24 protein-coding genes are annotated in these 24,077 nt (G+C 56.2%); 7 read left to right on the top strand and 17 right to left on the bottom strand.

The genetic code is table 11. From position 1 onward, the window contains the following. Positions 1 to 79 precede the first annotated feature (79 nt). Positions 80 to 700, bottom strand: a complete 621-nt coding sequence (locus GH663_RS11680) for a tetratricopeptide repeat protein (protein WP_153131913.1) — start codon at positions 698 to 700, stop codon at positions 80 to 82. 99 nt (positions 701 to 799) lie between these two features. On the opposite strand from GH663_RS11680, the gene tssJ reads away from it, so the two are divergent. Genes tssJ through tssA form a run of 4 tightly spaced genes read left to right on the top strand, consistent with a single transcriptional unit; the run spans position 800 to position 4,743 of the window. Next, positions 800 to 1,501, top strand: a complete 702-nt coding sequence (tssJ, locus tag GH663_RS11675) for a type VI secretion system lipoprotein TssJ (protein ID WP_153131912.1) — start codon at positions 800 to 802, stop codon at positions 1,499 to 1,501. A gap of 4 nt (positions 1,502 to 1,505) precedes the next feature. After that, entirely contained in the window at positions 1,506 to 2,849 is a 1,344-nt protein-coding gene (tssK, locus tag GH663_RS11670; protein ID WP_153131911.1) for a type VI secretion system baseplate subunit TssK, read from the top strand. Further along, entirely contained in the window at positions 2,846 to 3,619 is a 774-nt protein-coding gene (gene icmH, locus GH663_RS11665) for a type IVB secretion system protein IcmH/DotU (protein WP_153131910.1), read from the top strand. The genes tssK and icmH overlap by 4 nt, the downstream gene beginning before the upstream one ends. 44 nt (positions 3,620 to 3,663) lie before the next feature. After that, a complete protein-coding gene (gene tssA / locus GH663_RS11660) occupies positions 3,664 to 4,743 on the top strand; it encodes a type VI secretion system protein TssA (protein ID WP_153131909.1) in 1,080 nt (359 codons plus the stop codon). 43 nt (positions 4,744 to 4,786) lie between these two features. On the opposite strand, the gene GH663_RS11655 is transcribed toward tssA, so the two are convergent. From GH663_RS11655 to GH663_RS11630, 6 genes are read right to left on the bottom strand one after another with little or no spacing between them, the layout of a single operon-like run. Then, on the bottom strand, positions 4,787 to 5,581 hold the full coding sequence (locus GH663_RS11655) for an OmpA family protein (protein WP_170291408.1): 795 nt from the start codon (positions 5,579 to 5,581) through the stop codon (positions 4,787 to 4,789). Between the two features lie 2 nt (positions 5,582 to 5,583). After that, positions 5,584 to 6,567: a type VI secretion system-associated protein TagF gene (tagF, locus tag GH663_RS11650; protein ID WP_153131907.1), complete on the bottom strand. Its 984-nt coding sequence runs from the start codon at positions 6,565 to 6,567 to the stop codon at positions 5,584 to 5,586. Then, entirely contained in the window at positions 6,564 to 10,409 is a 3,846-nt protein-coding gene (gene tssM / locus GH663_RS11645) for a type VI secretion system membrane subunit TssM (RefSeq protein ID WP_153131906.1), read from the bottom strand. The genes tagF and tssM overlap by 4 nt, the downstream gene beginning before the upstream one ends. Before the next feature lie 16 nt (positions 10,410 to 10,425). Then, entirely contained in the window at positions 10,426 to 11,835 is a 1,410-nt protein-coding gene (locus tag GH663_RS11640) for a hypothetical protein (protein ID WP_153131905.1), read from the bottom strand. A 35-nt stretch (positions 11,836 to 11,870) separates the two neighbouring features. Continuing rightward, entirely contained in the window at positions 11,871 to 12,137 is a 267-nt protein-coding gene (locus GH663_RS11635) for a PAAR domain-containing protein (RefSeq protein WP_153131904.1), read from the bottom strand. A 43-nt stretch (positions 12,138 to 12,180) separates the two neighbouring features. Continuing rightward, positions 12,181 to 13,029 (bottom strand): M15 family metallopeptidase, encoded by an 849-nt coding sequence (locus GH663_RS11630; protein ID WP_153131903.1) that lies wholly within the window; start codon positions 13,027 to 13,029, stop codon positions 12,181 to 12,183. Between the two features lie 204 nt (positions 13,030 to 13,233). Here GH663_RS11630 and GH663_RS11625 point away from each other — a divergent pair, with 204 nt between their 5' ends. After that, positions 13,234 to 13,824, top strand: a complete 591-nt coding sequence (locus tag GH663_RS11625) for a hypothetical protein (protein ID WP_153131902.1) — start codon at positions 13,234 to 13,236, stop codon at positions 13,822 to 13,824. 43 nt (positions 13,825 to 13,867) lie between these two features. On the opposite strand, the gene dinB is transcribed toward GH663_RS11625, so the two are convergent. From dinB to mltG, 7 genes are all read right to left on the bottom strand, one after another. Further along, a complete protein-coding gene (gene dinB / locus GH663_RS11620; RefSeq protein ID WP_153131901.1) occupies positions 13,868 to 15,016 on the bottom strand; it encodes a DNA polymerase IV in 1,149 nt (382 codons plus the stop codon). A gap of 141 nt (positions 15,017 to 15,157) precedes the next feature. Continuing rightward, positions 15,158 to 15,817, bottom strand: coding sequence for an ankyrin repeat domain-containing protein (locus GH663_RS11615; protein WP_153131900.1), 660 nt, complete (start codon positions 15,815 to 15,817; stop codon positions 15,158 to 15,160). Beyond that, complete coding sequence (locus GH663_RS11610; RefSeq protein WP_153131899.1) at positions 15,814 to 16,596, bottom strand: TatD family hydrolase; 783 nt, start codon at positions 16,594 to 16,596, stop codon at positions 15,814 to 15,816. Before GH663_RS11610 ends, GH663_RS11615 begins: the two co-directional genes overlap by 4 nt. 9 nt (positions 16,597 to 16,605) lie before the next feature. After that, on the bottom strand, positions 16,606 to 16,968 hold the full coding sequence (locus GH663_RS11605; RefSeq protein WP_066881517.1) for a PilZ domain-containing protein: 363 nt from the start codon (positions 16,966 to 16,968) through the stop codon (positions 16,606 to 16,608). 6 nt (positions 16,969 to 16,974) lie between these two features. Continuing rightward, positions 16,975 to 17,994, bottom strand: coding sequence for a DNA polymerase III subunit delta' (gene holB, locus GH663_RS11600; protein ID WP_153131898.1), 1,020 nt, complete (start codon positions 17,992 to 17,994; stop codon positions 16,975 to 16,977). Beyond that, positions 17,991 to 18,605, bottom strand: coding sequence for a dTMP kinase (gene tmk, locus GH663_RS11595; RefSeq protein ID WP_153131897.1), 615 nt, complete (start codon positions 18,603 to 18,605; stop codon positions 17,991 to 17,993). The genes holB and tmk overlap by 4 nt, the downstream gene beginning before the upstream one ends. Next, positions 18,602 to 19,597 (bottom strand): endolytic transglycosylase MltG, encoded by a 996-nt coding sequence (mltG, locus tag GH663_RS11590; protein WP_246181570.1) that lies wholly within the window; start codon positions 19,595 to 19,597, stop codon positions 18,602 to 18,604. Before mltG ends, tmk begins: the two co-directional genes overlap by 4 nt. 92 nt (positions 19,598 to 19,689) lie before the next feature. Here mltG and ygfZ point away from each other — a divergent pair, with 92 nt between their 5' ends. Both ygfZ and GH663_RS11580 read left to right on the top strand, forming a co-directional pair. Continuing rightward, positions 19,690 to 20,706 carry a CAF17-like 4Fe-4S cluster assembly/insertion protein YgfZ gene (gene ygfZ, locus GH663_RS11585; RefSeq protein WP_153131895.1) on the top strand — a complete coding sequence of 339 codons (1,017 nt, stop codon included), beginning with the start codon at positions 19,690 to 19,692 and terminating at the stop codon, positions 20,704 to 20,706. Positions 20,707 to 20,718: 12 nt separating this feature from the next. Further along, positions 20,719 to 21,468, top strand: a complete 750-nt coding sequence (locus GH663_RS11580; protein WP_153131894.1) for an NRDE family protein — start codon at positions 20,719 to 20,721, stop codon at positions 21,466 to 21,468. On the opposite strand, the gene GH663_RS11575 is transcribed toward GH663_RS11580, so the two are convergent. Genes GH663_RS11575 through guaA form a run of 3 tightly spaced genes read right to left on the bottom strand, consistent with a single transcriptional unit; the run spans position 21,438 to position 24,033 of the window. After that, positions 21,438 to 21,920 carry a L,D-transpeptidase gene (locus GH663_RS11575; RefSeq protein ID WP_153131893.1) on the bottom strand — a complete coding sequence of 161 codons (483 nt, stop codon included), beginning with the start codon at positions 21,918 to 21,920 and terminating at the stop codon, positions 21,438 to 21,440. The genes GH663_RS11580 and GH663_RS11575 overlap by 31 nt on opposite strands. A gap of 2 nt (positions 21,921 to 21,922) precedes the next feature. Then, entirely contained in the window at positions 21,923 to 22,375 is a 453-nt protein-coding gene (tadA, locus tag GH663_RS11570; protein WP_211371137.1) for a tRNA adenosine(34) deaminase TadA, read from the bottom strand. Positions 22,376 to 22,398: 23 nt separating this feature from the next. After that, a complete protein-coding gene (gene guaA / locus GH663_RS11565; protein WP_153131892.1) occupies positions 22,399 to 24,033 on the bottom strand; it encodes a glutamine-hydrolyzing GMP synthase in 1,635 nt (544 codons plus the stop codon). Between the last annotated feature and the right edge of the window lie 44 nt (positions 24,034 to 24,077).

Below are 24,077 nucleotides of genomic sequence, written 5' to 3'. Positions count from 1 at the left end.
CCGAATGGATATTCAAAACAACTACGCGGAGCCATCCAGCCCAACGGCTCCTGGACAAAAATGGATCTGCTCCAGCGAATTACCTCAACACGCTGAACGGATTGGCCCCCGATGACGCTGGCGCGGGTGCCGCATCGCTCGTTCCATCTGCTTTCTTTGGAACCGGGCGAGGCTTTGCCCGCATGGCGGCCTCCCTCTTCCTCCTGGCCTCAAGCTCAGCCGGGGGTACCAAGACATCCTCGCCCAGCGTCTCCCGCATCACTTTTGCCAGGCCAACCGCATCGGAGCGGGCATTCCCCTTCAACTCGACATCACTACGCAGATCGAACAACGACTGCGTAGCGACCCGCAATCCAGAAACAGCTCTAATACTTTTCGCAGTACGGTCTGTCGTATCGCGCTGCAGGGCCTCTTCGGATGCAATGATCGCCTGCGCATAGTTCTCGGCATCGAAATAAACCTTTGCCATACGTACCCAAGGTTCTTTGCGTCCGGGATTTTTCTTGGCCAATTCACCAAGGACTTTTACCGCCTCCTCCTGATTCCCTTTGCTTAGCAGCGAGTCAACGCTAAGACTTGACTTATCCATCGCAGCCAGAAATTCATCTTGGCTCATCGGGGCACTATTGGTCGCACACCCAGACAAAGCAGCAATTAGAACTAAAACAAGAACATAGCGAAGATTCTCAAGGGGCAACATACGCATTCCTCACAAATTTGTTCCGCATATAAAATGCCAATTGGTTTGCTTTGATCAAACTGAAATAGTACAGTACGGCCCCAGCAATAATCAATACATATGCATATTTTGATCTTGTTTATTTATGCTTATGACATTCCGCATACACAAAACCGCGACATGACAAAGGCAAATCGAATAACTTCTACATCTCCGTCGCTTTTCGCACTCGCCCTGCTCTGCACACTTTTTGCCGGGTGTGCATCGATGTCAGCACTGCAAATGGCAGGCAGTGCAGTCGGCATGGTGCTCGAGGTGTCCGGGGTGATGAAAAAGGATGGCGGCGACCCAAGCAAAAAGATGACCGACCTGTCAGTTCGGGTATTTGCTGGCGACCAGTTGAATTTGGCCAATAGCGGGAAGCCGCTATCGCTGGTCTTGAAAATGTATGTTCTGCGCTCCCCGGAGCGCCTGAAGACACTAACCTACCCGCAAACATCGACGGCTGACAGCGAAAAGGAGGCATTCGGCGAAGAATTGATTTCAGTTCGCGAAATCACTGTGCTGCCCGGGAAAACCTATGATCTTCAACTAAAGGTCCCTGGCGATGCGACAACGATTGGGGTCGTCGGGCTGTTTCGCACCCCCTACTCGTATCGCTGGAAACTCGCATTCGACACAAAGAACTCGTTTGGTGCGGGTATTACCGTTGGCGCCCACGCTTGCGCACTCACCGCCAGCAAGGGCTCCCTGGTCGCCGAGATCAGTCCTGAGAGCGTTCAGTCACTGGTAGGCGTTCAATGCAATCCGTACCAATCCTGAAAAAATGAACAATGCAAAAATCCTGTGGGGTGAGGGACTATTTCTCCGCCCCCAACACTTTCAACAACAAGATGCATACGTCGAGGCCCACAGCAAGAAAAGCATGCTCTCGGCCAATCCATTTGCCTGGGGGGTGCGGGACCTCGATCTTGACCTTGAGTCCCTGAAAAGCGGTGTTCTCCGCTTCAACCGAATCGACGTAATTTTCCCCAACGGGGATTTTTTTACGGCACCTGATGCGGATCTTTTACCTCCGCCGCTCTCCCTTGCCTCGGCAGTTTCGGAAGATGGGACAACGGAATTTTTCCTCGCCTTGCACCAACTCAACGCGCACGGTGGAAATTGCGTCGAAAACGCGTCCGACTCAGGCCTGGCACGCTATCTGATCGTCCCTCGCGAAACATCCGACCTCTTTACCGAAGCTGCAGAAGCAGATATTTCAACGCTCAGTCAAATTGGTCATCTGAAATCATCCAACGAGCCTCGCGATCAGTTTCTAACTTTACCTATCGCACGGATTCGCCGCACCTCGAGCAATGGCTTCGAGGTTGATGCGTCATTTATCCCGCCTTCGGCCAGTCTGCGCAGTTCACCGGGTCTGTACATGCTGTTGAGGCGCCAAATTGATGCCCTGCTGGCCAAAGTCGAGGCGCTTTATGGCTTTCACCGTGAGCCATCCAAAAACATCATCGAATTTCGATCCGGCGATATCGCTTCATTCTGGCTCCTGCACACAGCCAGTAGCGCTTGCGCCACCTTGACCCACCTTTTTCGCAACCCGGATAGTTCTCCGGAGCGCCTGTTTCTGGAACTGCTGCGTCTGGCCGGCGGGCTAATGACATTCTCCAAGGGCCACTCGCTGAACGACCTCCCCACCTACGACCATCTTCAACCGGGCCCCTGCTTCGCCCGCATCGATCAGATACTGCGTGAATTGCTCGATACCGTCATTTCTACCCGTTATTTCGCAATCGCCCTAAGCCAGCCAAAACCAGCTTTTTATGCAGGGCACCTGGACTCGGAAAAAATCAACGGCGAAACAGCGTTCTATCTCTCCATTACTGCATCTCACCCACAGTCAGAAATCATCGAATCCATTCCGCTACGGATCAAAATTGGCGCCCCGGACGATGTCGAAAAGCTTGTTCTCTCAGCCATGTCCGGCGTCCGCCTCACCCATGCGGCACAAGTCCCGGCGCCTATCCCGGTTCGCCCCGGTGCCTGTTACTTCGCCCTGGATGCACACGGCCAGTTGTATGAGCGGATGCTGAAAGCTCAATCAGTAATGATTTACGCACCGGAAAGTTACCGCGACCTCAAAATTGAAATGATTGCCGTTACCCCATGACCCTCGCCCCCAGTCTCTTCTCCATCGCCCCAAGCGCAGATACCCAGCAGCCAATGAGCGAGCAGCCGGCCCGAAGCCTTGTCGATTTGCTATATGACGGCTTTTACATGCTCATCCTGCTAAACAACCGCAGCAGCCCAAAAGATAGCGACGAGTTCTCCGGCAACATCCAGAAATTCCTCGATCAATTCGAGCGAGCAGCCAAAAAACACAAATTCAATGCCGAAGACATTTTTGATGCAAAGTACGCTTTCTGCGCCGCGGTCGATGAAGCCATTCTCGCTTCGGGAATGAATATTCGTGAAATTTGGGAACGTCGACCGCTGCAACTGGTACTTTTTGGCGACCAGCTAGCCGGTGAACACTTTTTCGACAAACTTGAGGCCGCCCGCAATGGCGGCTCCAGTCGGATAAACGCGCTGGAAGTTTTCCATATGTGCCTGCTCGTTGGCTTCAAAGGACGTTACTTGCTGGAAGGCCCGGAGAAACTGAAATACCTTACTGCTCAGCTTGGTGAACAAATCGCGCACATCAAAGGAAAGGCCGCCGCCTTCGCCCCCCACTGGGCCGCCCCGGACAGCATTGCCAACGCCATCAAGCGCAACATCCCTGTTTGGGTCATCACATCGGTACTGGCCTTGCTCGGCCTGATGGCCTATGCCGGGCTTAATTGGCATGCCGACACGACTGTTGCGCAAGCGCTATCGCCGTTCAAAAACATCATTCAACTCGCCCCACGCGCCCCCACGCTAACCATAACCCTTCCCTGACCGCTAGGCCGTCCAACATAATCTTTCGAGCAAGGTATACAACAATGAGTTTCGAGCATCTGCTTCGGCCACTGGAGTCCGCTCACGGCCTCTGTGGCGAAGATATGATTTTTTCCGCTGAGTTCGACGCCATTCAGGAGGCGCGTCGTTTTGATGACCCGACGCTGGCCCAGGGAGAGTGGGTATCCGAATTCAAGGAAGCCAACTGGGAAAAAGTAATTCGCAGCAGCGAAGACCTTCTGGCTCAAAAAACCAAGGACATGCGGGTAGTGGCTTGGCTGATCGAAGCAAAAGGCAAGCTCTCGAGCCTGGCGGGACTGGCTGATGGCTATGCCCTGCTTGGCGGATTGTGCGAAGAGTTCTGGAATGACATCCATCCCTTGCCGGAAGATGGCGATTTTGAACCGCGAATCGGGTTACTCGACTGGTTGACTACCCAGACCTTGCGATTGATTCGCGAAACACCGCTGACCCAGTCGACCAAGGGAAATTTCTCTTCAAGCGATCAAGAGTCAGCACGCGCAATGGCTAAAACCATCGGATGCAACCCCGGCATTGCCGATGACTTGCTACGTTCGGCTCATGTAACTCAGGAAAGTTTTGAAGCAGCTCTGAAAGACACCTCCGTAAGCTACTTCAAAGGGCAGCTAGAGGATGCTGAGCATCTCAGAAGCTCAGTTAAAGCACTCGAAGCAATACTTGACCAAAAGATGGGCGATGATGCCCCCAGCTTCGTCCCTGTATTCGATGCGCTTGATGACATCGACCATTTCTTTCGCCGTCATGCCGGAACTAACAGCGTGAAGCCAGCAGAAAATACTTTAGTTTCCTCGTCACCCAAACGGACCGAACGGCTGGAACCAAGTATTAATGGCGCGAGTGATCTGCCCGAAAATGCTTCGATTTGCTCCCGAGACCAAGCAATTGACCAACTGCAAAAGATTGCTGCCTTTTTCCGTCGTACAGAACCGCACAGTCCTGTTGCCTATTTGGCCGACAAGGCCGCCAAATGGGGGCGAATGCCACTGCATGAGTGGCTACGGACCGTCGTCAAGGATGACAGTGCGCTCTCCCGGATGGAGGAGTTGCTCGGTATCGAGGCAATAACCAGCGAGTCCGCTTAAAGGCAATCTGCCGTAGAGGCTCACGCCCCTACGGCAGTTTATGTCAATTGGCCAGCCGGAACTCGATGCGCCGATTTTTTGCTCTCCCCTCCGCGCTGTCATTGGTGGTAAGCGGATAATCCGGCCCGGAACCGAGCGCACTCAACGACTCACCGGGGATGCCGATGTCGATCAGGTAAGCACGCACCGTATTTGCACGGGCCAGGCTAAGCCCAACATTTGCTAGTCTGTTGCCGCTACTGTCGGTGTGACCAATCACCTGAACTTTCGGGGTGCCGACTTGCTTGATGGCTGCCGCCATCTCGTCAAGGATGACCCGCCCGGCCGGTGTCAGTGTCGCAGAGCCGCTCTCGAACTCAACCACGCGGTTCGACAAGGTCTTGTCCAGCACACTCTGAGCCCCACCACCGGAGACGACGAGGCCGTTATCGACGGTATAGGTCGGATTCAATGCTGTTGCCAGTTCGCTAACCACCTGCTGACGTGACGCTTCATTTGAGACATTGCCCCTGATTGCGATTTGGGTGCCACTGACCTGCATCTGCCCCTTGCGCACTTGCTTCAGGTTGGGATTGAGAATTTTGGTCATGTATTCCGTCCAGTTGGTAGGTGGAACCACACCACCAACCTCCAGGCGATCAAGCACATTGGCAGCACCGTAGAGGTCTCGTAATTTGCCAAGAATGGCTGCACGCGACGCTTCGTCAGGCACTGTCCCCGATGCGACTACCTTGGCCGTTTCGTCAGCAACCGATGGAGCAGAAACTGCGTTTCCCTGAGCGAAGACAGCGGCTTGAAATATGAAAAACAAGGCACTGAGGAGTACTGAATGTTTCATGCTTATTCCCCTAAAAAAACTTCTCTGAAAGTATTGATGGCTAACTCAAGGGGAATGTGAGGCTGGGCAAGATAGGCTGAAAGTTTGGCAACACCATAGTCATTGGTCAGGTCGGGCTGGTCTTCAATCCATTCCGGATCGGTCAGTGAAATTATTTTCTCTTCAACAGTCTCAGGCGAAAGTGCTGCCAACAGCGTGCTAGGTGATGCACCGTTGAAACCCAGAACGAGATGGGGGGCCTTGCTCTGATGTTCAATGAGAACTTGCATCTCGACGCTTGTTCTGCGCAGGAATGCTGAAACGAGGTAGAGCCATAGCCCGGCAACCAGATTTCTCTGGCGCTCATCCGATGGCAAAGGAAGAACGATATCTTTCTCGACCGAGACGCTTCCTTGACCCAGAACGGGGCGCATCAATAAGCCTATGGCGAGAATAATCCGGCGAATCGCATCGACTCCGGAAACGTCGAGCATGCCAGCCAATGAGTCGATCGTTGTTCGCCGAACAAAGTTTCCCAGTGGGTCTGCCTGAATGGCTAACTCAAAACTGACGGCACAGTTCATAGCCTCGAGTTCGGCAAGCACTAGCCCAAGCTCCGTCCCTTGCACACCGGAATCGGAGATTTTTGCCAAGGTACCAAAAACCAGTTCGAGCCCGGCCGGCGCACAACGGAACATCAGGGAATCGTCCCGCTCGATGGTGGCAGCGGTAATGAATGGAAAGCGGCGGCCTGACGAGTCAGTACTCGGTTTCAAGTGACCGACTACCGATAATCGGCTTCTCGCTCCAACAAAGGCAAAATCCACGGAACGGGAATTATCGTAGCCAATCTTCCAACGCGGGTCTTCCGACCAACGCTCCATCGTCTGCGAGACCCAGCGATCGAGTAGATTTATCAGTTGGTGCTGTCCTGTTCCCTTTACAAAATCGCCACGAGACGGAATTTTTCCGAAACAGGTCGCCGATACGGCAATTGTATTGCTCATAACGCGCTCCCCACTACGGGCGCCGGCGCTGTCGCACGTGATGCCTGCGGCATCGACTGGGGCGTAACACCGACCGGAACGACGCCTTCAGCGGCCGGGTTTTGGTATCCGTTCGATGTCGAGGCAGTGACGCTTTTGGGCAGGACAAGCCCGCCAAGACCACGCGCCCCGCCGCCCTCTTCATTTTTACCTGCGGCCTGAGCCTGAGCGCTGCTGACCAATCTGAGATCAACTGCAATCTCGACATCTTCAACACCCCATGTCAGACGAAAAGTACCGTCCTGCTGACGTGTGCGTTTAGCTGCATTGATCATTTTTTCCAGACCGAAACGTCCAGGAATATTGATGACTTCGATGATTTTTCCTTCAAATGTCGTGGCGGTAATACGAGCCCCCGAGGCACCAGACGCATTCGGCCAGATGAAATTGGCCCATTGAGCGGCACCATTTCGATAACTCAGTTTCTGACCGTCAATTTCAATGACGTAGCCGGTCGTTCCTGGTGAGGCTTGTGGGCGCAGCATGAATACGGTTTGCGCCTGGCCGGCGCTTCCAGTTCCAGCCTCAGAGGCCGCCCCCCCCTCGAGCGGCGAAACCCAGCGCGCAAAATCACTCATGAACTCAGGCTGCAGGGTTATCCCGAGATCCCCCCAGGTCCGTGGCGTAACGGTGTTGCCCCGGCGGACAACCAGCGGCCCCATCGCCGACTCGACATATTTGGCAATCGCACCTTCCGGGCCGAATACCTGGGCAATCTCGACTGGCGATGCTTCGATATTGGATCGGGCGGTAAACGGATATTTGATTGCCAATTTGCGGTTGAACGGTTCATAAACCAGGGCTTCCCATGTCTTGTTCAAGTCATCAGAAGCCGGCTTGATGATTGCAGCATATGACTGCAGCAATGGGCGAAGCAAAAGCGGGCGGAGTACTGCTTTTTGACCATCGGGCATTCCGGTCAACATCTGCTCGTCCACGAAACGCAAGGTTTCAGCGAGCTCGGAGCCGCCGCCATCAATCGTTTCACGCATCAACTTGAGTGATCCAGGCCCCGGATCCCCTTGGTTCTTTAGCTGATTCAGGCGTGTGCGTACCTTGGAAAGCTGCTTGAGGTAGGTGTCGACCAGAGGATCGGCTTTGTCACGCGGCATGACCAAACGTCCAAAACCGGCAAACTCCTTGCCGATCGGGCCCATCGGAACCTCCGCTGTCTTTCCCGAAACATTGACGTCGAGTTGGACCCGGCCGGGCGACATTTGCAAAATTGAGCGCTTGAACCATTCAATAAACCCTTTTTGCGCACGCTCAAGGCCGAGATTGGCGATCGCTGGGTTATCCCAGGCTGTCTGGTCAAAAACCACCTTGATCAGGGTGCCGATCGGCGAGCCTTGTGGATCGCCTAAGCGATGCATCGCCGATACAGCGTCAGGAAAGGTTTCGAAGGAGGAAACACTGACCCCCAGAACAAATTGCTTCCACTCCTCCGCATAATCCCGCTTGTACATGGCGATCAAAGATTTCTGAATCTGCTCAGGGCTACCTTCCAGTGTCAGATCATCCTTGGTTGATGTTTGCAATACCCAATCAGCACTCTTCTGCTCGCTGGTTGCGGCATCCTTAATTGCGGCCTGGACATATTCTCGCCAAGCTTCAACCGTAAAGGCCCCGGAAACAACATGGCTACCCGCCACCAATGCTGCGTTATCAGGTCCGACAATATTGGCTACTGTCAGCGGCGGGAAACGGGTCGACGCACGCGCCTTGATTTCCGCGTAAACACGCTCGGCAGCAGGCATGCCACGCACAACCAGGCGGAGTTTGTCGCGAACCTCATCGACCATCACCAGGTTGATATTGATAGTCGGCCACGCCGGATGGTTGGCATGCTCGAGATGAAACGAGAGAACGCGCCCAGCCGAGCGGATCATTTGCTCACGACTCATCGTGCCACGATTGGCTTCCAGCCACCCACGCCAGAATCGGGTAATCTGGTCAGATAGATGCCCCACGTCGAGATGATCTCGGCTGGATAGCATCAGGTAGGTCTTGAGAGCGTTATAGCCATCTTCGACTTCAGATGGGGTGGCATCCTTGTAAGTTTTTGCGGCTGCACCTCGTGTTGCTTGGGCTGTACTCGCCGAATTCCCTTGCGCTTTGAGTTGATCGCCATGCGTACTCACTTCGTTGAGAAACGCCTCAAGATTGTCCTTGACGGGTACCAGCATCAGATTGCTGACACCGGCGAAATACTCGCTACGCAGCTTGTCAGCCATCAAATCACCTTGATAAAGACCAAGGCCGATCGAAATCGGATGCTCTTCGTTAAACCGTTCAAGTTGGACTAGGCGGTCCTGCAGTATTTCCAAGGCCTCCAGGCGTGACTGGAGGTCGAGACGTCCTTCCTGAATACGCACAGCCTTGGCAAGATCCTGCTCAACATTGGCCAACAGGCTTCTATTGTTGAAATATGACCAACTCCAGCCGCCGAGTGATAACCCGAGAAGGCACAATGCACCAAGGACGGCAAACTGTCGCAATTGACTTTTTGCTTTGCTGGCATGCTGCCGAACCAGGTTTCGATCAGGGAATATCACTTTCGAGAACAGCTCTCGGAGGAAATAGCCATGATTCAAGGCAGCACGAACCGAAGCCCCCCCGCCTCCCGCCAAAGCGAACTTGCGCAGGATACGGTCATTGGAAAGAGGTTTGATATCTGCACTCTGGGTAGCAGACGTAATGTAGAACCCACGAAATACGGGCTTGAACTGAAACGGATTATCTTCGAACAAGGTCGCAATAAAAGCCTGCAAGGCTGGCTTTACCGAAGCGAACTCCGAGGGAAAAGCGAGTAGGCCAGGCAAGCTCTGCTCTCCCTGAAGGCGCGAAAGTTGCGCAACGCTCATCGCACGCACCCCCTCGTAGAGCTCATCGAAGTGCTGCTCGAACAAGGCAATCAATTCGTTACCGGTTGACTGATCGTATGGAATGGTCGCCCCCCAGACCCGATCCCGCTCATTCCAGTCGAGATCCAGGAAAAAATCATGGAATCCGGGAATCAGGTCAGCCTTGGTGAACAACACATACACTGGCGCGAATACTTCCAGTTTTTCGGTAAGCTCCTGCACTCGCTGACGCAGGTTCTTGGCCAGATTGATTGCAAAAGCGGGCGAATTTCCTATCAATTCGCCAATGCTCACTGTCACGATAATCCCGTTGATCGGTGCCCTCGATCGATGCTTTTTCAACAAGCCGAGAAAGCCGAGCCACTCCTCCCGATCTTCCTCATGTACCGAATAGCGCCCAGCCGTATCGAGCAAAATACCCTCGGAGGTGAAAAACCAGTCGCAATTTCGTGTTCCACCGATTCCCTGAATAATGGCGTTGCCACCATCATCGAACGGAAACTTCAGGCCGGAATTGACGATCGCCGTACTTTTCCCAGCCGCAGGATTACCGATCGTGATGTACCAGGGGAGTTCGTATAAGGCCTCGGCTCCCGACATTTGCCCAAGCTTTGAAGTCTTTATTGTTTTGATCGCCTCCTGCATGCGCTGTTTAAGTTTGGCGACCTCGGCTGCAGTAGCCGGTCCGGCTCCTTTCTGTGCAGGCTCCCCCTGCTGCTCCAACATTGAGCCAATTGCCTCACCCGCCTTGCGTGCCCGATGTCGACGAACCAGCCATACAACTCCCCAGACAACAATTATTGCTAGGCTGGCCAATGCTGCCCAGACCATCGCCACTTTTAATGTCTGCGCACCAAGAAAGAACAAGGCCGTGACAGCAGCGACACCAACAAATGAAAGAAAACGGGAATCAGTGAATAAGGAACGGATTTGCGACATCTTCAGTTATCTTTGCTCAAGTGGGGCTGGATTTGGTATCGATTTGACTGGCATATGGCATGACCAGCACAACCGCCCGATCAAGTTCGTGTTGATTGCTTACAAAAAGGGCTGGCGCTTCGGTCAGCAAGACCTTGCTCCGCGCACAAGCGAGAGCCAGCAAGCTGCCAATGGGTTGGAGGGCGCCGTGGACCGTGCCTGTCGCTAAACAATCCTTAATGGGCTCCAGATGTTCAAACGCCTGCCCCACGCCCTCCATTGCCTCGGCTATATGATTGGAACGATGATCGGTATCGAAGACCACCGTCTTGACCCGAGAGCTCTCGATCGCAAGCGTATTGAGCAATCCAGCGACAAGTTGCTCTATAAGCTTGCCGCCAATCCGGCCACCGGCATCGACTGCCTTGTCCCTAGTGCCAATGCTGGCGCGACTGATCACCACCGCATCGGTTAGCCCAAGATGCTCAACTGTTGCACGGCTGGCGAGAAGCAACGCTGCAGCTCCTTCCCCTGGTATTTTTCGTTGCTGGTGTTGAGCCGAGAACAAGCTGTTGGCAGCAGCCCAATTGCTCACGGTCAATTCGTCAACATTTGATGCAGCCCCCAACAGCAAGGTCAGTTCCATCCCGTTGGAATCCCGATTGACACGTAACACCGCCTCGTCAAGCAGCCTAATTGCATCCACCTCGTTGGCAGCTGCCTGCAAAGCAATTTCCAGCTTGCCTTTACCCAAGAGGGGCCAATCATTCAACTGTAGCCAGGATCGAAGGGCTGCATGACAGGAGGGGCTCCAGTTAGCGGGAAGTACCCAGAGCACCCTTAAATGAATCCCTTCCTTGTCCTGCTGCAAAATATGCTCAAGCGGCTCCCGAACCGCATCCATCAGCCCCTCCAGCAGCGCCAATGCACGTACCACGCCAGGATATTCAGTCAATTGGCGCATTGATTCCGAACCTTCTTCCAGACGCACTAGCGCGGCATCGACATCCAGGTCACTCACCTCGGCCAGGAACACCGGGAAGCCCTTTTCATCTGTAACGCGAAAACAGGGTTCAGGGCGCTTGCCGGCTTCAATGGCAGATAGCAGATCATCGGCAGAAATACCCGGCGCAGCAACGATGAAGGCATTGACTAGGCAATGGGTGAACGAACGTTCGGCCGCTGCGGTTTTGGCTTTTGAACTCGACAACGGATCATCATCAAGTGTGGCCGCCATGCTTGGCATGGCAACGCTTGGCGGGGCTTTCAGATGCTCGATGAAGACCCGGAGCAACCAGTATCCACCAATCAGAGCCAGTGGCAAGGCGGCGAGAGAGAGCGCAAGATCGGATTTGCTCGGTTCATGGTCGTTCGACTGCCACCATCCAAGCACAAGGGCCCAGACCATGACAAAAGTCAGCAGTCCCCCGCCAAGTGCTTTAAACATTATCAATCAACATACGCTTATCGGGCACCGGCGCTTTAATCGGTGGTCAGGGACTGGCTGGAGATCAAGCTAGCCCCGCAAGCTGTTTTGTCGCCATGGCGTGCCGCTGGACGCCCATCAATTAAAGCTGTTTGATCGCCGGTAACGATCGTCGTAACGCTGCCATGCCCCTTTTTCGGACATGTCACTTTGTCCCCGACCCGTGCTATTCCCTTGCCATCACAGTCGCTCGACTCTGAGGCAGAGATGACGACACCACCATGGTCGGTTTTGTCACCCAGAAGAATGAATGGCTTACTCATTTTTGCCCAAAAAACTCTCTATTACTTTGATCGGAGGGTTCGACTACTGAACAACATTTCGGCCAAGAACGCCCTTTCGCCTTAACTCGACATGCCCGTAGTCCAGCATTTTCCATCGCCCCCCCCAAGTGAGCCCGACCTGCTCGGCGATCTCTCCATAGAGCTGGTAACCCCTCATCGCCCATGGATCTCGCTCGGAAATGACGACTTTGCCATCCCGGTAGAATGCTGAATCTGCAGCCAGACCGTACTGGTGGTAGCTCATGTTCGCACCCGCCTGAGTGACATGGCTGCCCTGCTCGGCCAAACGCGCCTGCCGCTCCGGGCTGCGATAGCCCTCGATCAAAACCATGTCGTAGCCATGCCGCTCCTTCATTAACTTGAAGACGACCAGCAAGCGTTGAGTAAAGAGCTGATCCAGCAGAGTCCAGTTGCGGCTGGCATTAATGACATCAGGACGAATCAATTCCACTTCGCGGGTCGTAAAAACCTCAGGTGGCAATGGCGCAGGCGGAACGAGTTGCTCCCCCTCCAGCAAAATTGCTATTTGTCGATCTGCAATTTGTCCATCATCGGAAAAGTCAAACACTGCAGGACTACGCAAAGTCAGAGCAATCAGCGACGGAGCAACAACCAAAAAAAATGCCGAACCGACCAGCAAAGGTCTCGAGGACACAAACAGCCGAAGCCCCGCCAAACCCTGCCGGGATGATTCGCAGGTTCGCCGAAAACCGGAAGAGCATCTCGAACCGACATTGACGACCGGCGTTGCGCCATTACTGAGCGCCCCCAACAGGGTCGAAATGAAACGCCTGCGATAGCCGGGAAACACCACCAACAGCACGCCAAGCGCAACAACAAGGAAATACGCCAGAACGGCGACAGCAACCACAAGAGATCCTTACGAATAGCCGGGAAATCCGCTTCCGAAGAAATTCGGCAGCAGTGCATGACAATCATCAGCCCTGCGATTTTAGTACAAACGAATATATTTATGAGCTTGACGAAGTCATATTACAATAAATATAAATTCCATTTGCATTACAAGACAAGCAATGAATGCGTATCCATTCCGTGAATCCGACAAGGCAGGGCGATGAGTATCCTGCGCGACCTTGATCCGACAAACGCCAGACTCTCTGCCGTGCCGACACCCCGCTCTGGCAGGGCTACCGTCTGGATTATCGCCTTGCTACTCATCGTCGCAGGAACAGCTTGGCTATTCCTGGTACAACATCGAGAACGCAAAAACGGGACCATTGAAAGCCAGCAGATCGAGAGCGCTCATTCGGTAAATCCCCCCAGTGCTCTAGAGCTGGTACAACGCCCTCCTGCCGCCCCCCTGCTTCCGCCAGAACAATCACACTCTTCCAAGCCCGACAAAGGCGCCGCACTAATTCGGGAAAGCACCGATCCTCGGGAAAATGCCCTTGAGAGCAGCAAAGCCCCACTGGACATCCATCAGGAACTAAACTCGGGGTTGAGGGCAGAACCTTCAGACAAGAAGGAAGTGGTCGTCGCTCCGCAGAAAAAAACTAGGCAAAATCGCCCATCGAGCGCTGCCGCCACAAAGAAACAAGGCAAGACCTTGGTCGCCCATACCGCAGCCGACGGCAGCCGCTCGCTCACGACGACAAAGAAATCAGTCGAGCGGGATATCGACATCATCACTGCGATAGTGAGATAAATGGTGCCTTTGTAAGCCACCAAAGCAGCAGAAAGAATGCTGGCTAAAACGGCAATTGGGCTTGGCTAGCGGGACATTCCCGCCCGTGTTCGGACAATGAATGCAAACCGCTGGCCCGTACGCCAAGTAGCCGTATTTTCTGGTCTAGGGGAACACGCTTCAGGCATTCTCCTGCCGCCTTGCGCAGTTCATCCCCTGAGCTGATCGCAATTGGCAAGGTCAGGTCACGCGTCACTACCTGGAAATCGGCGTAACGCAGTTTTATGCCGATCGTCCGGCAGGCGTAACCTTTTCGCATCAAGTCATCAGCAAGGCGCATGCAGAGCATCGTAAAAACTTCGGAGAGTTCAGCACGGTTCTGCCTGGCATGGAGATCTCGCTCAAAGGTGGTTTCCCGGCTGATCGACTTGGGTTCCGATTTCGTCACGACCGGCCGCTCATCGACCCCATGCGCCACTTGGTGCAACCAACTGCCGGTACTGCGACCAAATTGTCGGACCAGTACTTCAACAGGCGTCGCCGCCAACTCGCCAATAGTATGAATGTTGAGTCGATTCAGCTTCTCGCCTGCCTTGGGACCGATGCCATTGATCTTTCTGGCGGCCAACGGCCAAATTCGTTGGGGAATGTCATCCATCTGCAGGATGGTCAGCCCATCAGGCTTATCAAGATCCGAGCCTATTTTTGACAACAGCTTGTTTGGCGAAATACCGATCGAGCAGCGCAGACCAGTTGCGGCAAAAACAGCGTCCTTGAGGCGCCTGGCCAGTGCTACCGAATCCTCCGGAATATCGTCAAGGTCGATATAGATCTCATCAATCCCTCGATCCTCAATTTTTGGCGCAATACTCGCGACTGCTGCCTTGAACAGCCTTGAATAATGGCGATAAGCATCGAAATTGGCAGGCAGAAGAATGGCGTCAGGCGCCAGGGCGGCCGCTTTCATCAGCCCCATGCCGGAAAAAACCCCCTGAGCCCTTGCTTCGTAGGTCGATGTGGTAATCACACCGCGCCCGACATAGTCTCCAAGCCGCGCACACAGCAGGCTGCCATCGGCCGCCAGTACGGGCGGTGCAATATTCCGCCCACCAACGACCACGGCCAGTCCGCGCAGTGCCGGATAACGAATTAGCTCGACAGAAGCAAAAAACGCATCCATATCGAGATGGGCGATACGACGAATACTGTTCATATTAACAGTATATGCGATTCTTCAAGCAGTATTGCCCCCGCCATGCCTCGCCACAAGCAAAAGAGCCGCGTTGCCAGACTGGCAAGGCGACTCTTTTCGGGCGCACCATCTATCCGGGCAACGTGGCCCACATTGGCAGCACTAGCGGATTTCGATACTCACGGAGCGCCCGGACTTACCGCCGGCACGGCGCAGCAGGTCGGCAATATCGGTATTCTTGTTCTTCAACGCGATATCGAGCGCAGTCTCACCAGTGTCGACGGCCTTGTTCGGGTCGGCCTGGTTGCCCAACAGCAACTTGGCGATTTCAAGATGCCCTCCACGCGAAGCAGCAATCAGGGGTGTCGTGCCATTCTCGCTAGGCGCATTGACGTCAGCCCCGGCCTTGATCAGCAGCCGGGCAATATCGAGATGACCGGCAAAGGCTGCGTAAGCCAGCGGCGTCCAACCGGGTGTGTTGATCTGCGCCCCGCCCGCCACCAGGAGTTCGACGACTTTCAGGTGCCCTCGGAAGGCGGCCAGCCGCAACGCGGTGTCTCCAGCCGAATTGCGCGCATTCACCTTGGCGCGCTGCTTGATCAGAAAATCCACAAGGTCGGCATGCCCATCCCGCGCCGCCAGCATCATCAGCGTATTACCCTCGATGTCGGTGCTGTCGATCGAGGCGCCACGCTGGACGATTTCGGCAACATCTTTGGTATCGCCAAGTTTGGCCGCGCTGATCAGGTCATCGTAAGTGGCGGCAATGCCCGAAAATGGCAGGCCGAGGACAATTGCTGCGGTCAACAGTGTTTTTTTCATGATTTTGACGGGCGACTGGCCTGTTTGAACAGACGGAAGAAATTGTCAGTCGTCGCCTGACTCACATCCTCAAGCGACAGAGAACGCAAACGGGCGATTTCTTCGGCAACGTGGAGAACGTATGATGGCTCGTTGGGCTTACCACGATAGGGAGCCGGCGCCAGATAGGGCGAGTCGGTTTCAACGAGAATACGGTCAAGCGGACACTGCTGGGCGACATCTTTGACGATGCTGGCATTCTTGAAGGTAACAATGCCGGAAAACGACAGGTAAAAGCCGAGATCGAGCGCTTGCCGGGCAATCTCCCAATTTTCGGTAAAACAATGCATGACGCCGCCCACCTCGTCCGCGCCCTCTTCCTGCATTAGGCGCAGCGTATCGGCAGCGGACTCTCGGGTATGAATGACCAGCGGCTTGCCGACGCGCTTGGCGGCCTGGATATGGGTGCGAAAGCGGGCCCGCTGCCACTCTGGCTTGTCTTTCTGCCAGTAATAGTCGAGGCCGGTTTCGCCGATGGCAATCACTTTACGATGCCCGGCCAGCGCAACCAGCATCTCTTCCGACGGTTCCTCGACATCGGTGTATTCGGGATGCACGCCAACCGTGGCAAACAGGCGTTCTTCCGCCTCGGCCAGGGCCAGCACCTTCGGGTAATCTTCGAGATTGACGCCAATGCAGACAGCGCAGCCGACGTTGTTGGCCTGCATGCGGGCGAGAACATCCGGCAAGCGGTTGGCCATATCCGGAAAATCAAGGTGGCAGTGTGAGTCGACCAGCATCACGGTCGCTTACAGCGTATGGGTCGGGCGGGTTGATTGCATTACGCCACCGAGTAGACCTTCGATCTTTCGGCGAGCTTCCTGGCCGCTTTCATCATTGTTGAAATGCACGCCGATTCCCTGTGCGCGCCCGTTCTGCGCCCCCGGCGGCGTAATCCAGACCACCGTCCCGGCGATCGGCAACTTGGCCGGATCGTCCATCAGGGAAAGCAGCATGAAAACCTCGTCACCAATACCGTAAGCACGAGTCGTCGGGATAAAGATGCCGCCACTTCGCAAATGGGGCATGAAAGCCGCATAAAGTGCGGATTTCGAATTGATGTTCAGCGAGAGAACACTCGGGCGCTGCGGCGCGGGTTTGACTTCACTCATTGTCGATCAATTGGCAAACAGGGCACGGTAGTCCAGAAAAACACCTTCCAGGAAAAGACGCGCGTTGAGCGGCTGCTCTGCTTCCTGACGGCGTTTGATCAAATCACGGTAAAAATGAATCAGGCGTATGGCCGGGATCATATCAGCCAAGCCCTTGATTGTGGCCTGATGCGGCAGAAAATATCTTATTGGCAAGCCATTCCTGGCGAGTGCCAGATCGACCTGCCATTTTTGTAAAGCCTCAATGATCGCCTTCAGCAGTAACTTGCCTTTGCTTTCCTTGATTGCTTTTTCCAACTCGCCGGCCATGCCGATAGGATCAACATTCTTGCCAGATGCCAGACGCTTGATCAGCAATTCCAGCCAAGCGCCCTGACCGGAGGCGGCCAGTTGAAGGGCCAGTCCGGGGGCTCCACCGGCCAAGGCCAGCCAGCGTCCCGCCTCGGTCACCCCATCATCGAGCAAGACCTGCTCGGCAACCTTGGGTTGGGGCACCGCCACCGGCACGACTTGGCAGCGGCTACGGATGGTCGGCAGCAAACGGAGAGATTCGTTTGAAACAAGCAAAAACAACGTACTTGGCGCTGGCTCTTCAAGTGTTTTAAGAAGAGAGTTGGCTGTACTTCGGTTCATCGCCTCGGCCGGGTGAACCACGATAATGCGCAAGCCGGCACGATGTGTGCCGACGTTCAAAAAATCATCGAGCGAACGCACCTGATCAATGGTGATCTGCTGGCTGGGTTTTTTCTTGCCATCTTCAACCTCGGCCTCATCCGCTAGGGCATCCGGTTGCAACAGGCGAAAATCGGGGTGGTTTCCTTGGCTGTACCAATTGCAGGCTAGGCAACGACCGCAGGCTTGACCATCGCCGAGCGGACTCTCGCACAGCAGGCTGGCCGCGAAGCGCTTGGCCAGTTCGAATTTGCCGAGACCTTTTTGCCCGACCAGCAACAAGGAATGCGGCAAGCGCTCACGCCTGGCCTGCAAGCTATTCCAAACATTTTCGTGGAGCTTTAATACGTTCATAAACAATTCGTTGAAACGACTTGTTCAAGTGTTTTACGAATATTATCGAGGCTGTTGTTCGCGTCCACTACCCGAATTCGCGATGGATTGGCATGGGCTCGCTCAAGATAAGCCAGACGGACGCGCTCGTGGAATTCGGCGCGCTCCTGCTCAAAACGGTCAAGGACGCGACTGGCCAGCGCAATACGCTCACGGGCGACATCGAGCGGTAAATCGAAGAGCAAGGTCAGATCAGGCTGAACATGGGCATGCACCCAGTGCTCAAGGGCCAGGAACTTGCTCCGGTCAAGACCCCGCCCGCCACCTTGATAGGCATAGGTCGCATCACTGAAGCGGTCGCAGACCACCCATTCGCCACGCGCCAGCGCCGGCTCGATCAGCTTGGCCAGATGCTCGCGCCGGGCGGCAAACATCAGCAGCGTTTCGGTCTCCAGGTGCATGGGATCGTTGAGCAACAAGGTGCGCAGCTTTTCGCCGAGTTCGGTCCCCCCCGGTTCGCGTGTCACCTGTACGGTTTTGCCCTGCCCCCGCAGCCATTCGGCCAGCCACTCGACGTGGCTGCTCTTTCCGGCACCATCGATGCCTTCGAAAGTGATGAATTTGCCTTTCACTTCCTTCCTCTCTGATATCTGTTTACTGCGCGGTTATGTTCGTCGAGGGTACGCGAAAACTCACTACTCCCATCGCCCCTGGCCACAAAATAAAGCACGTCGCTCGCTGCTGGATGCAAGGCCGCCTGCAAGGAGGCAAGACCAGGCATGGCGATCGGCGTCGGCGGTAGACCGCTACGGGTATAGGTGTTGTACGGCGTATCAGCCTGTAGATCGCGCTTGCGCAGATTGCCATCGAAATTTTCGCCCAGGCCGTAGATGACCGTTGGATCGGTTTGCAGCAACATGCCCTTACGCAGCCGATTTACAAAAACCGCAGCAACCATCGCCCGGTCGGCTGCCTGACCGGTCTCTTTCTCGATAATTGACGCCATCACCAAGGCTTCGAGCGGAGTTTTGTACGGCAGACCCTGATCGCGCTGCCCCCATTCGCTGTCGAGTTTGCGCTGCATGGCGCGGAGTGCGCGCGCCAGCAAATCGAGATCGCTCGATTGCTTGTCAAAAAGATAGGTGTCAGGGAAAAGCCAACCATCAAGCTGAGCAATGTTTTGGCCCAGTCGCTCAGCAATCTGGGCCTCCGACAGCCCGGTCGTCTCGTGGCGCAGATCCGGGTGCTTGTCCATCCGCTGGCGCCACTGCCGGAAACTCCAGCCTTCGACCAGCGTCAATTCACCTTGCGTCACCTCGCCGCGGGTCAGCTTGCCCAGCAATTGCAGTGGCGTGACGCCCTGTTTAACCGAGTAACTCCCGGCCTTGATTCCCGTCTCGGCTCTATTCAGACGGGCCAGCCAGGCCAACACGGTTGGCTGAACTTCGATCCCCGCCTCTTGCATCTGAGTGATCGCTGAACGCATACTGCTCCCCGCCGCCACGTGGAAATCGACCGGCGACGAACGTAGGCTCAACGGCTGGTTTGCCCACCACCATGTACCGGCGGCAAGCGCCGAGAGCAGCAGAAAAACGAATATAAAAAACTTAAGAAGAAGGCGCACGGGAACTCGCTGGCGACAAGCCGGTCTTGCCCGTGTGGCACGAGCACGTGAAAACGGGCGATATAATATCCCAAACCCCAACAGGAGCCTCCATGAACCCCAACTGGCGCAGCTTTCTAGAATCCGCGGAAGGCATCTTCGATGCCGCATCGGCCGATCTACTTCATTTTGGCGATGCCGCCGCCGAGTTGCAGGCCGCCGGCCAGCAGACCATTCTTGTGCCACTGACCCACCTTGGCCTGCTCGAAGCCAGCGGCGAGGAGGCCAAGAGCTTTCTGCACAGCCAGTTCACCAGTGACGTCAATCATCTGGCCGAAGGCCAGGCCCAGCATGCCGGCTGGTGCACCGCCAAGGGCCGGATGCAGGCCAGCTTTCTCGCCTGGCGTAACGGCGACGCCTACCGGATGACCGTTTCGGCAGACCTCCAGGACGCTACGCAAAAACGCTTGCAGATGTTCATCCTGCGCGCCAAGGTCAAACTGACTTCATTGAACGACAGCACCATCCTGCTGGGGCTGGCCGGCCGGCAAGCCGAAGAGGCACTCGCCGATGCAGGACTCCCCTGCCCGGCCGAACCGATGACCACCGCCGCCAGCGATGGCGTTACCGTCATTCGCCTGGAAACAAACCGTTTCGTCATCAGCGCACCGGAAGAGATGAAGGCCGACCTGTGGCAAAAGCTGAGCGTCAAGGCCCGCCCGGCTGGCACGCCTGCCTGGCGCTGGCTGGATATACAGACCGCCTTCCCGCTCGTGACGCTGGCCACCAAGGAAGAGTTCGTACCGCAGATGGCCGACTTCGAGAAGATCGGCGGCGTCAGTTTCCACAAGGGCTGCTACCCGGGCCAGGAAATCGTCGCCCGGACGCAGTACCTCGGCAAGGTCAAGCGCCACCTTTATCGACTGACCAGCACCCAGGCGCTGAGTGCCGGGGAAGCGCTCTATTCCCCGGACAACCTCGACCAGGCTTGCGGCATGGTGATGAGCGCAGCACCGTCGCCGAAGGGCGGCTACGAAGCACTGGCTGTCGTGCAATCGAATTACTCGACCAACGTTCACCTTGGTTCCCGCGAAGGCCCGCAAGTGCAGGCTGCTGCGGTCAACCCGTAAAAACAGGCAAAAATGTGTCTGATCGTCGTCGGCTGGCATTCCCATCCGGACTACCCGCTGGTGGTTGCGGCCAACCGCGACGAGTTTTATGCCCGACCCACCGCAGCCGCCGGCCGCTGGCCGGAGGCCCCTCGAATCATCGGCGGCCTCGATCTTGAAGCCGGCGGGACCTGGCTAGGGATTGCCGAGAACGGCCGCTTTGCGGCTGTCACCAATGTGCGCGAACCCGGCATGGCCAAAGGCCGACTGTCGCGCGGTGCGCTGACGCGCGATTTCCTGCTTTCAGAAAAAAGTGCCAGCGATGCGATCGACGCCATCGACGGTTCAGCCTATTCCGGCTTCAACCTGCTGCTCGGCGACGGTGAAACGCTGTACTACCGCTCCAATCGTGACGGTGAGCCACGGGCGCTGCCGCCCGGCATCTATGGCTTGTCGAATCATCGGCTGGACAGCCCGTGGCCCAAGTTGCTCAAGGCACGCGAGCGCTTTGCCTTGGCCCTGAAAAAACTCCCGGACGAAAGCGAGTTTTTTGCAATTCTCGCCGACGATGAAATCGTTGCCGACCACGAACTGCCGGAAACCGGTGTTTCACTGGATTGGGAGCGGCTGCTTTCGGCGATTTTCGTTCGCTCGGAAAACTACGGCACCCGTGCCTCAACGCTACTCTGGCGAAATACCCATGGTGAAATCAGCTTGCAAGAACGCAGCTTCGGGCCGAATGGCAGCCCGCTTCAGTCTTCGCTGATATCCACCGCCGTGTAACACGGCAGCAGATCGAACAACTCGACAATATCGGCGTTGCGCATGCGGATGCAGCCATGCGAACCCGGCACGCCCATCTCGGCACAATCCGGACTGCCGTGGATATAAACATAGCGCCGCATGGTATCGACGCAGCCCAGGCGGTTGCGGCCCGGCTCGCAGCCAGACAGCCAGAGGATGCGGGTCAGGATCCAGTCGCGACCAGGGAACTGCTCAGCCAGTTCCGGCGTCCAGATTTCGCCGGTTGGGCGACGGCGGACAAATACCGTATTTTCCGGCTGCCCAGCACCAATTTTGGCCCGGACAAGGTGTCGACCGCGGGGCGTCTGGTAACTGCCGGAAACCTCGCCCACCCCGGCCTTCGCGGTAGACACCGGATATTCGCCCAGGATTTCGCCCTGTTCACCGAACACGGTCAGCAACTGGCGGGCAACTGAAATGTGCAGCTTCATGCTTACTTGCGACGCCGGCTGGCGAAAAACTGTGACAACAGGCTACTGCACTCGTCGGCCAGCACTCCGCCCTCGACCGTGGCGTGGTGATTCAGACGCTCGACGCCGAACAAGTCGACAACACTGCCATGCACCCCGGTCTTGGCATCGCGCGCGCCGTAGATCACCCGGCTGATGCGGGCATGCATGATCGCGCCGGCACACATGGCACAAGGCTCGAGGGTGACGAACAATTCGCAGCCCGGCAGCCGGTAGTTACCCAGAACCCGCGCTGCATCGCGCAGGGCGGCGATTTCCGCGTGTGCCGTCGGGTCGCTTTCGCCAATCGGCGAATTGAAGCCGCGCCCGATGATCACACCGTTCTGGACGACGACGGCGCCGACCGGCACCTCGCCCAGGCACTCGGCTGCGCGGGCCAGTGAAATGGCCTCACGCATGAAGAACTCGTCGCCCAGCACGACGACGGAGCTATCTTCGACTATTCCCACTCGATCGTTGCCGGCGGCTTGCCCGAGACGTCGTAGACGACCCGGTTCAGACCACGGACTTCGTTGATGATGCGATTGGAAACCCGGCCGAGCAGTTCGTATGGCAAGTGGGCCCAGTGTGCCGTCATGAAGTCGCTGGTCACGACGGCGCGCAGGGCAACGACATTTTCGTAAGTACGGCCGTCGCCCATCACGCCGACGCTCTTGACCGGCAGGAAGACGGCGAAAGCCTGGCTGGTCAGGTCGTACCAGCTTTTGCCGATATCGGCCGCGGTGCAGGCACCGGCTGCCACATCGCGCTCGGTGGCATGCGTGGCGCGCAATTCGTCGATGAAGATGGCATCGGCGCGTTGCAGCAGGTGAGCCGACTCCAGCTTGACCTCACCAAGGATGCGCACGCCCAGACCAGGGCCGGGGAACGGGTGGCGATAGACCATTTCGCGCGGCAGACCGAGCGCAACGCCAAGCTCGCGGACCTCATCCTTGAACAACTCGCGCAGCGGCTCCAGCAACTGCAGATGCATGTCTTCCGGCAGGCCACCGACGTTGTGGTGGCTCTTGATGGTGTGAGCCCCCTTCTTGTTCTTGCCGGCCGACTCGATCACGTCCGGATAGATGGTGCCCTGGGCCAGCCACTTGGCGGCGGAGAGTTTCTTGGATTCAGCCTGGAAGACCTCGACGAACTCCTTGCCGATGATCTTGCGCTTCTGCTCCGGATCGGAGACGCCGGCCAACTTGCCCATGAAGTCGTCGACCGCGTCGACACGGATCACCTTGACGCCGAGGTTGCGGGCGAACATCTCCATGACCATGTCACCTTCGTTCAAGCGCAGCAGGCCGTGATCGACGAAAACGCAGGTCAGCTGGTCGCCGATAGCGCGGTGAATCAGTGCCGCGGCAACGCTGGAATCTACGCCACCGGACAGGCCAAGGATGACCTCTTCGTCGCCGACTTGGCGGCGAATGGCATCGACGGCTTCAGCAATGTAATCGCCCATCACCCAGTCGGTACCGCAACCGCAGATACCGTGTACGAAACGCTCGAGAATGGCACGACCCTGCTGGGTATGCGTCACTTCCGGGTGGAACTGGACGGCGTAGAACTTGCGGCTTTCGTCAGCCATTGCGGCGATCGGGCAGGAGGCCGTCGACGCCATCTTGACGAAGCCTGCCGGCAATTCCATCACGGAATCACCGTGGCTCATCCAGACCTTGAGCATGCCATGGCCTTCAGGACTGTAGAAGTCGGCGATATCGTTCAACAGCGCCGTGTGGCCATGAGCGCGAACTTCGGAATAGCCGAATTCGCGCGACTTGCCAGCCGCTTCGGCAGTCATCACCTTGCCGCCCAGTTGCTGAGCCATGGTCTGCATGCCGTAACAGATACCGAGCACCGGAATACCCAGTTCGAAAACGACCCCCGGCGCCCGCGGCGTGTCGCCTTCGGTCACTGAACTCGGACCGCCGGACAGGATGATGCCCTTGGCGCCGTAGTTGCGGATAAAGTCTTCGGAAACGTCGTACGGGTGAATTTCGCAGAAAACCTTGGCTTCACGCACGCGACGGGCGATCAGCTGGGTAACTTGGGAACCGAAATCGAGAATGAGGATTTTCTGGTGAGCCATTTTCAAAACCTTGAATGAAAAGGGCGGCTCCGGGAGCCGCCCTT

It is taken from the genome of Dechloromonas hortensis (assembly GCF_009469765.1).
Lineage (GTDB): Bacteria > Pseudomonadota > Gammaproteobacteria > Burkholderiales > Rhodocyclaceae > Azonexus > Azonexus hortensis.
The sequence above is the reverse complement of the archived record's forward strand: the minus strand, read 5'-3'. Positions and strand labels throughout refer to the sequence as shown.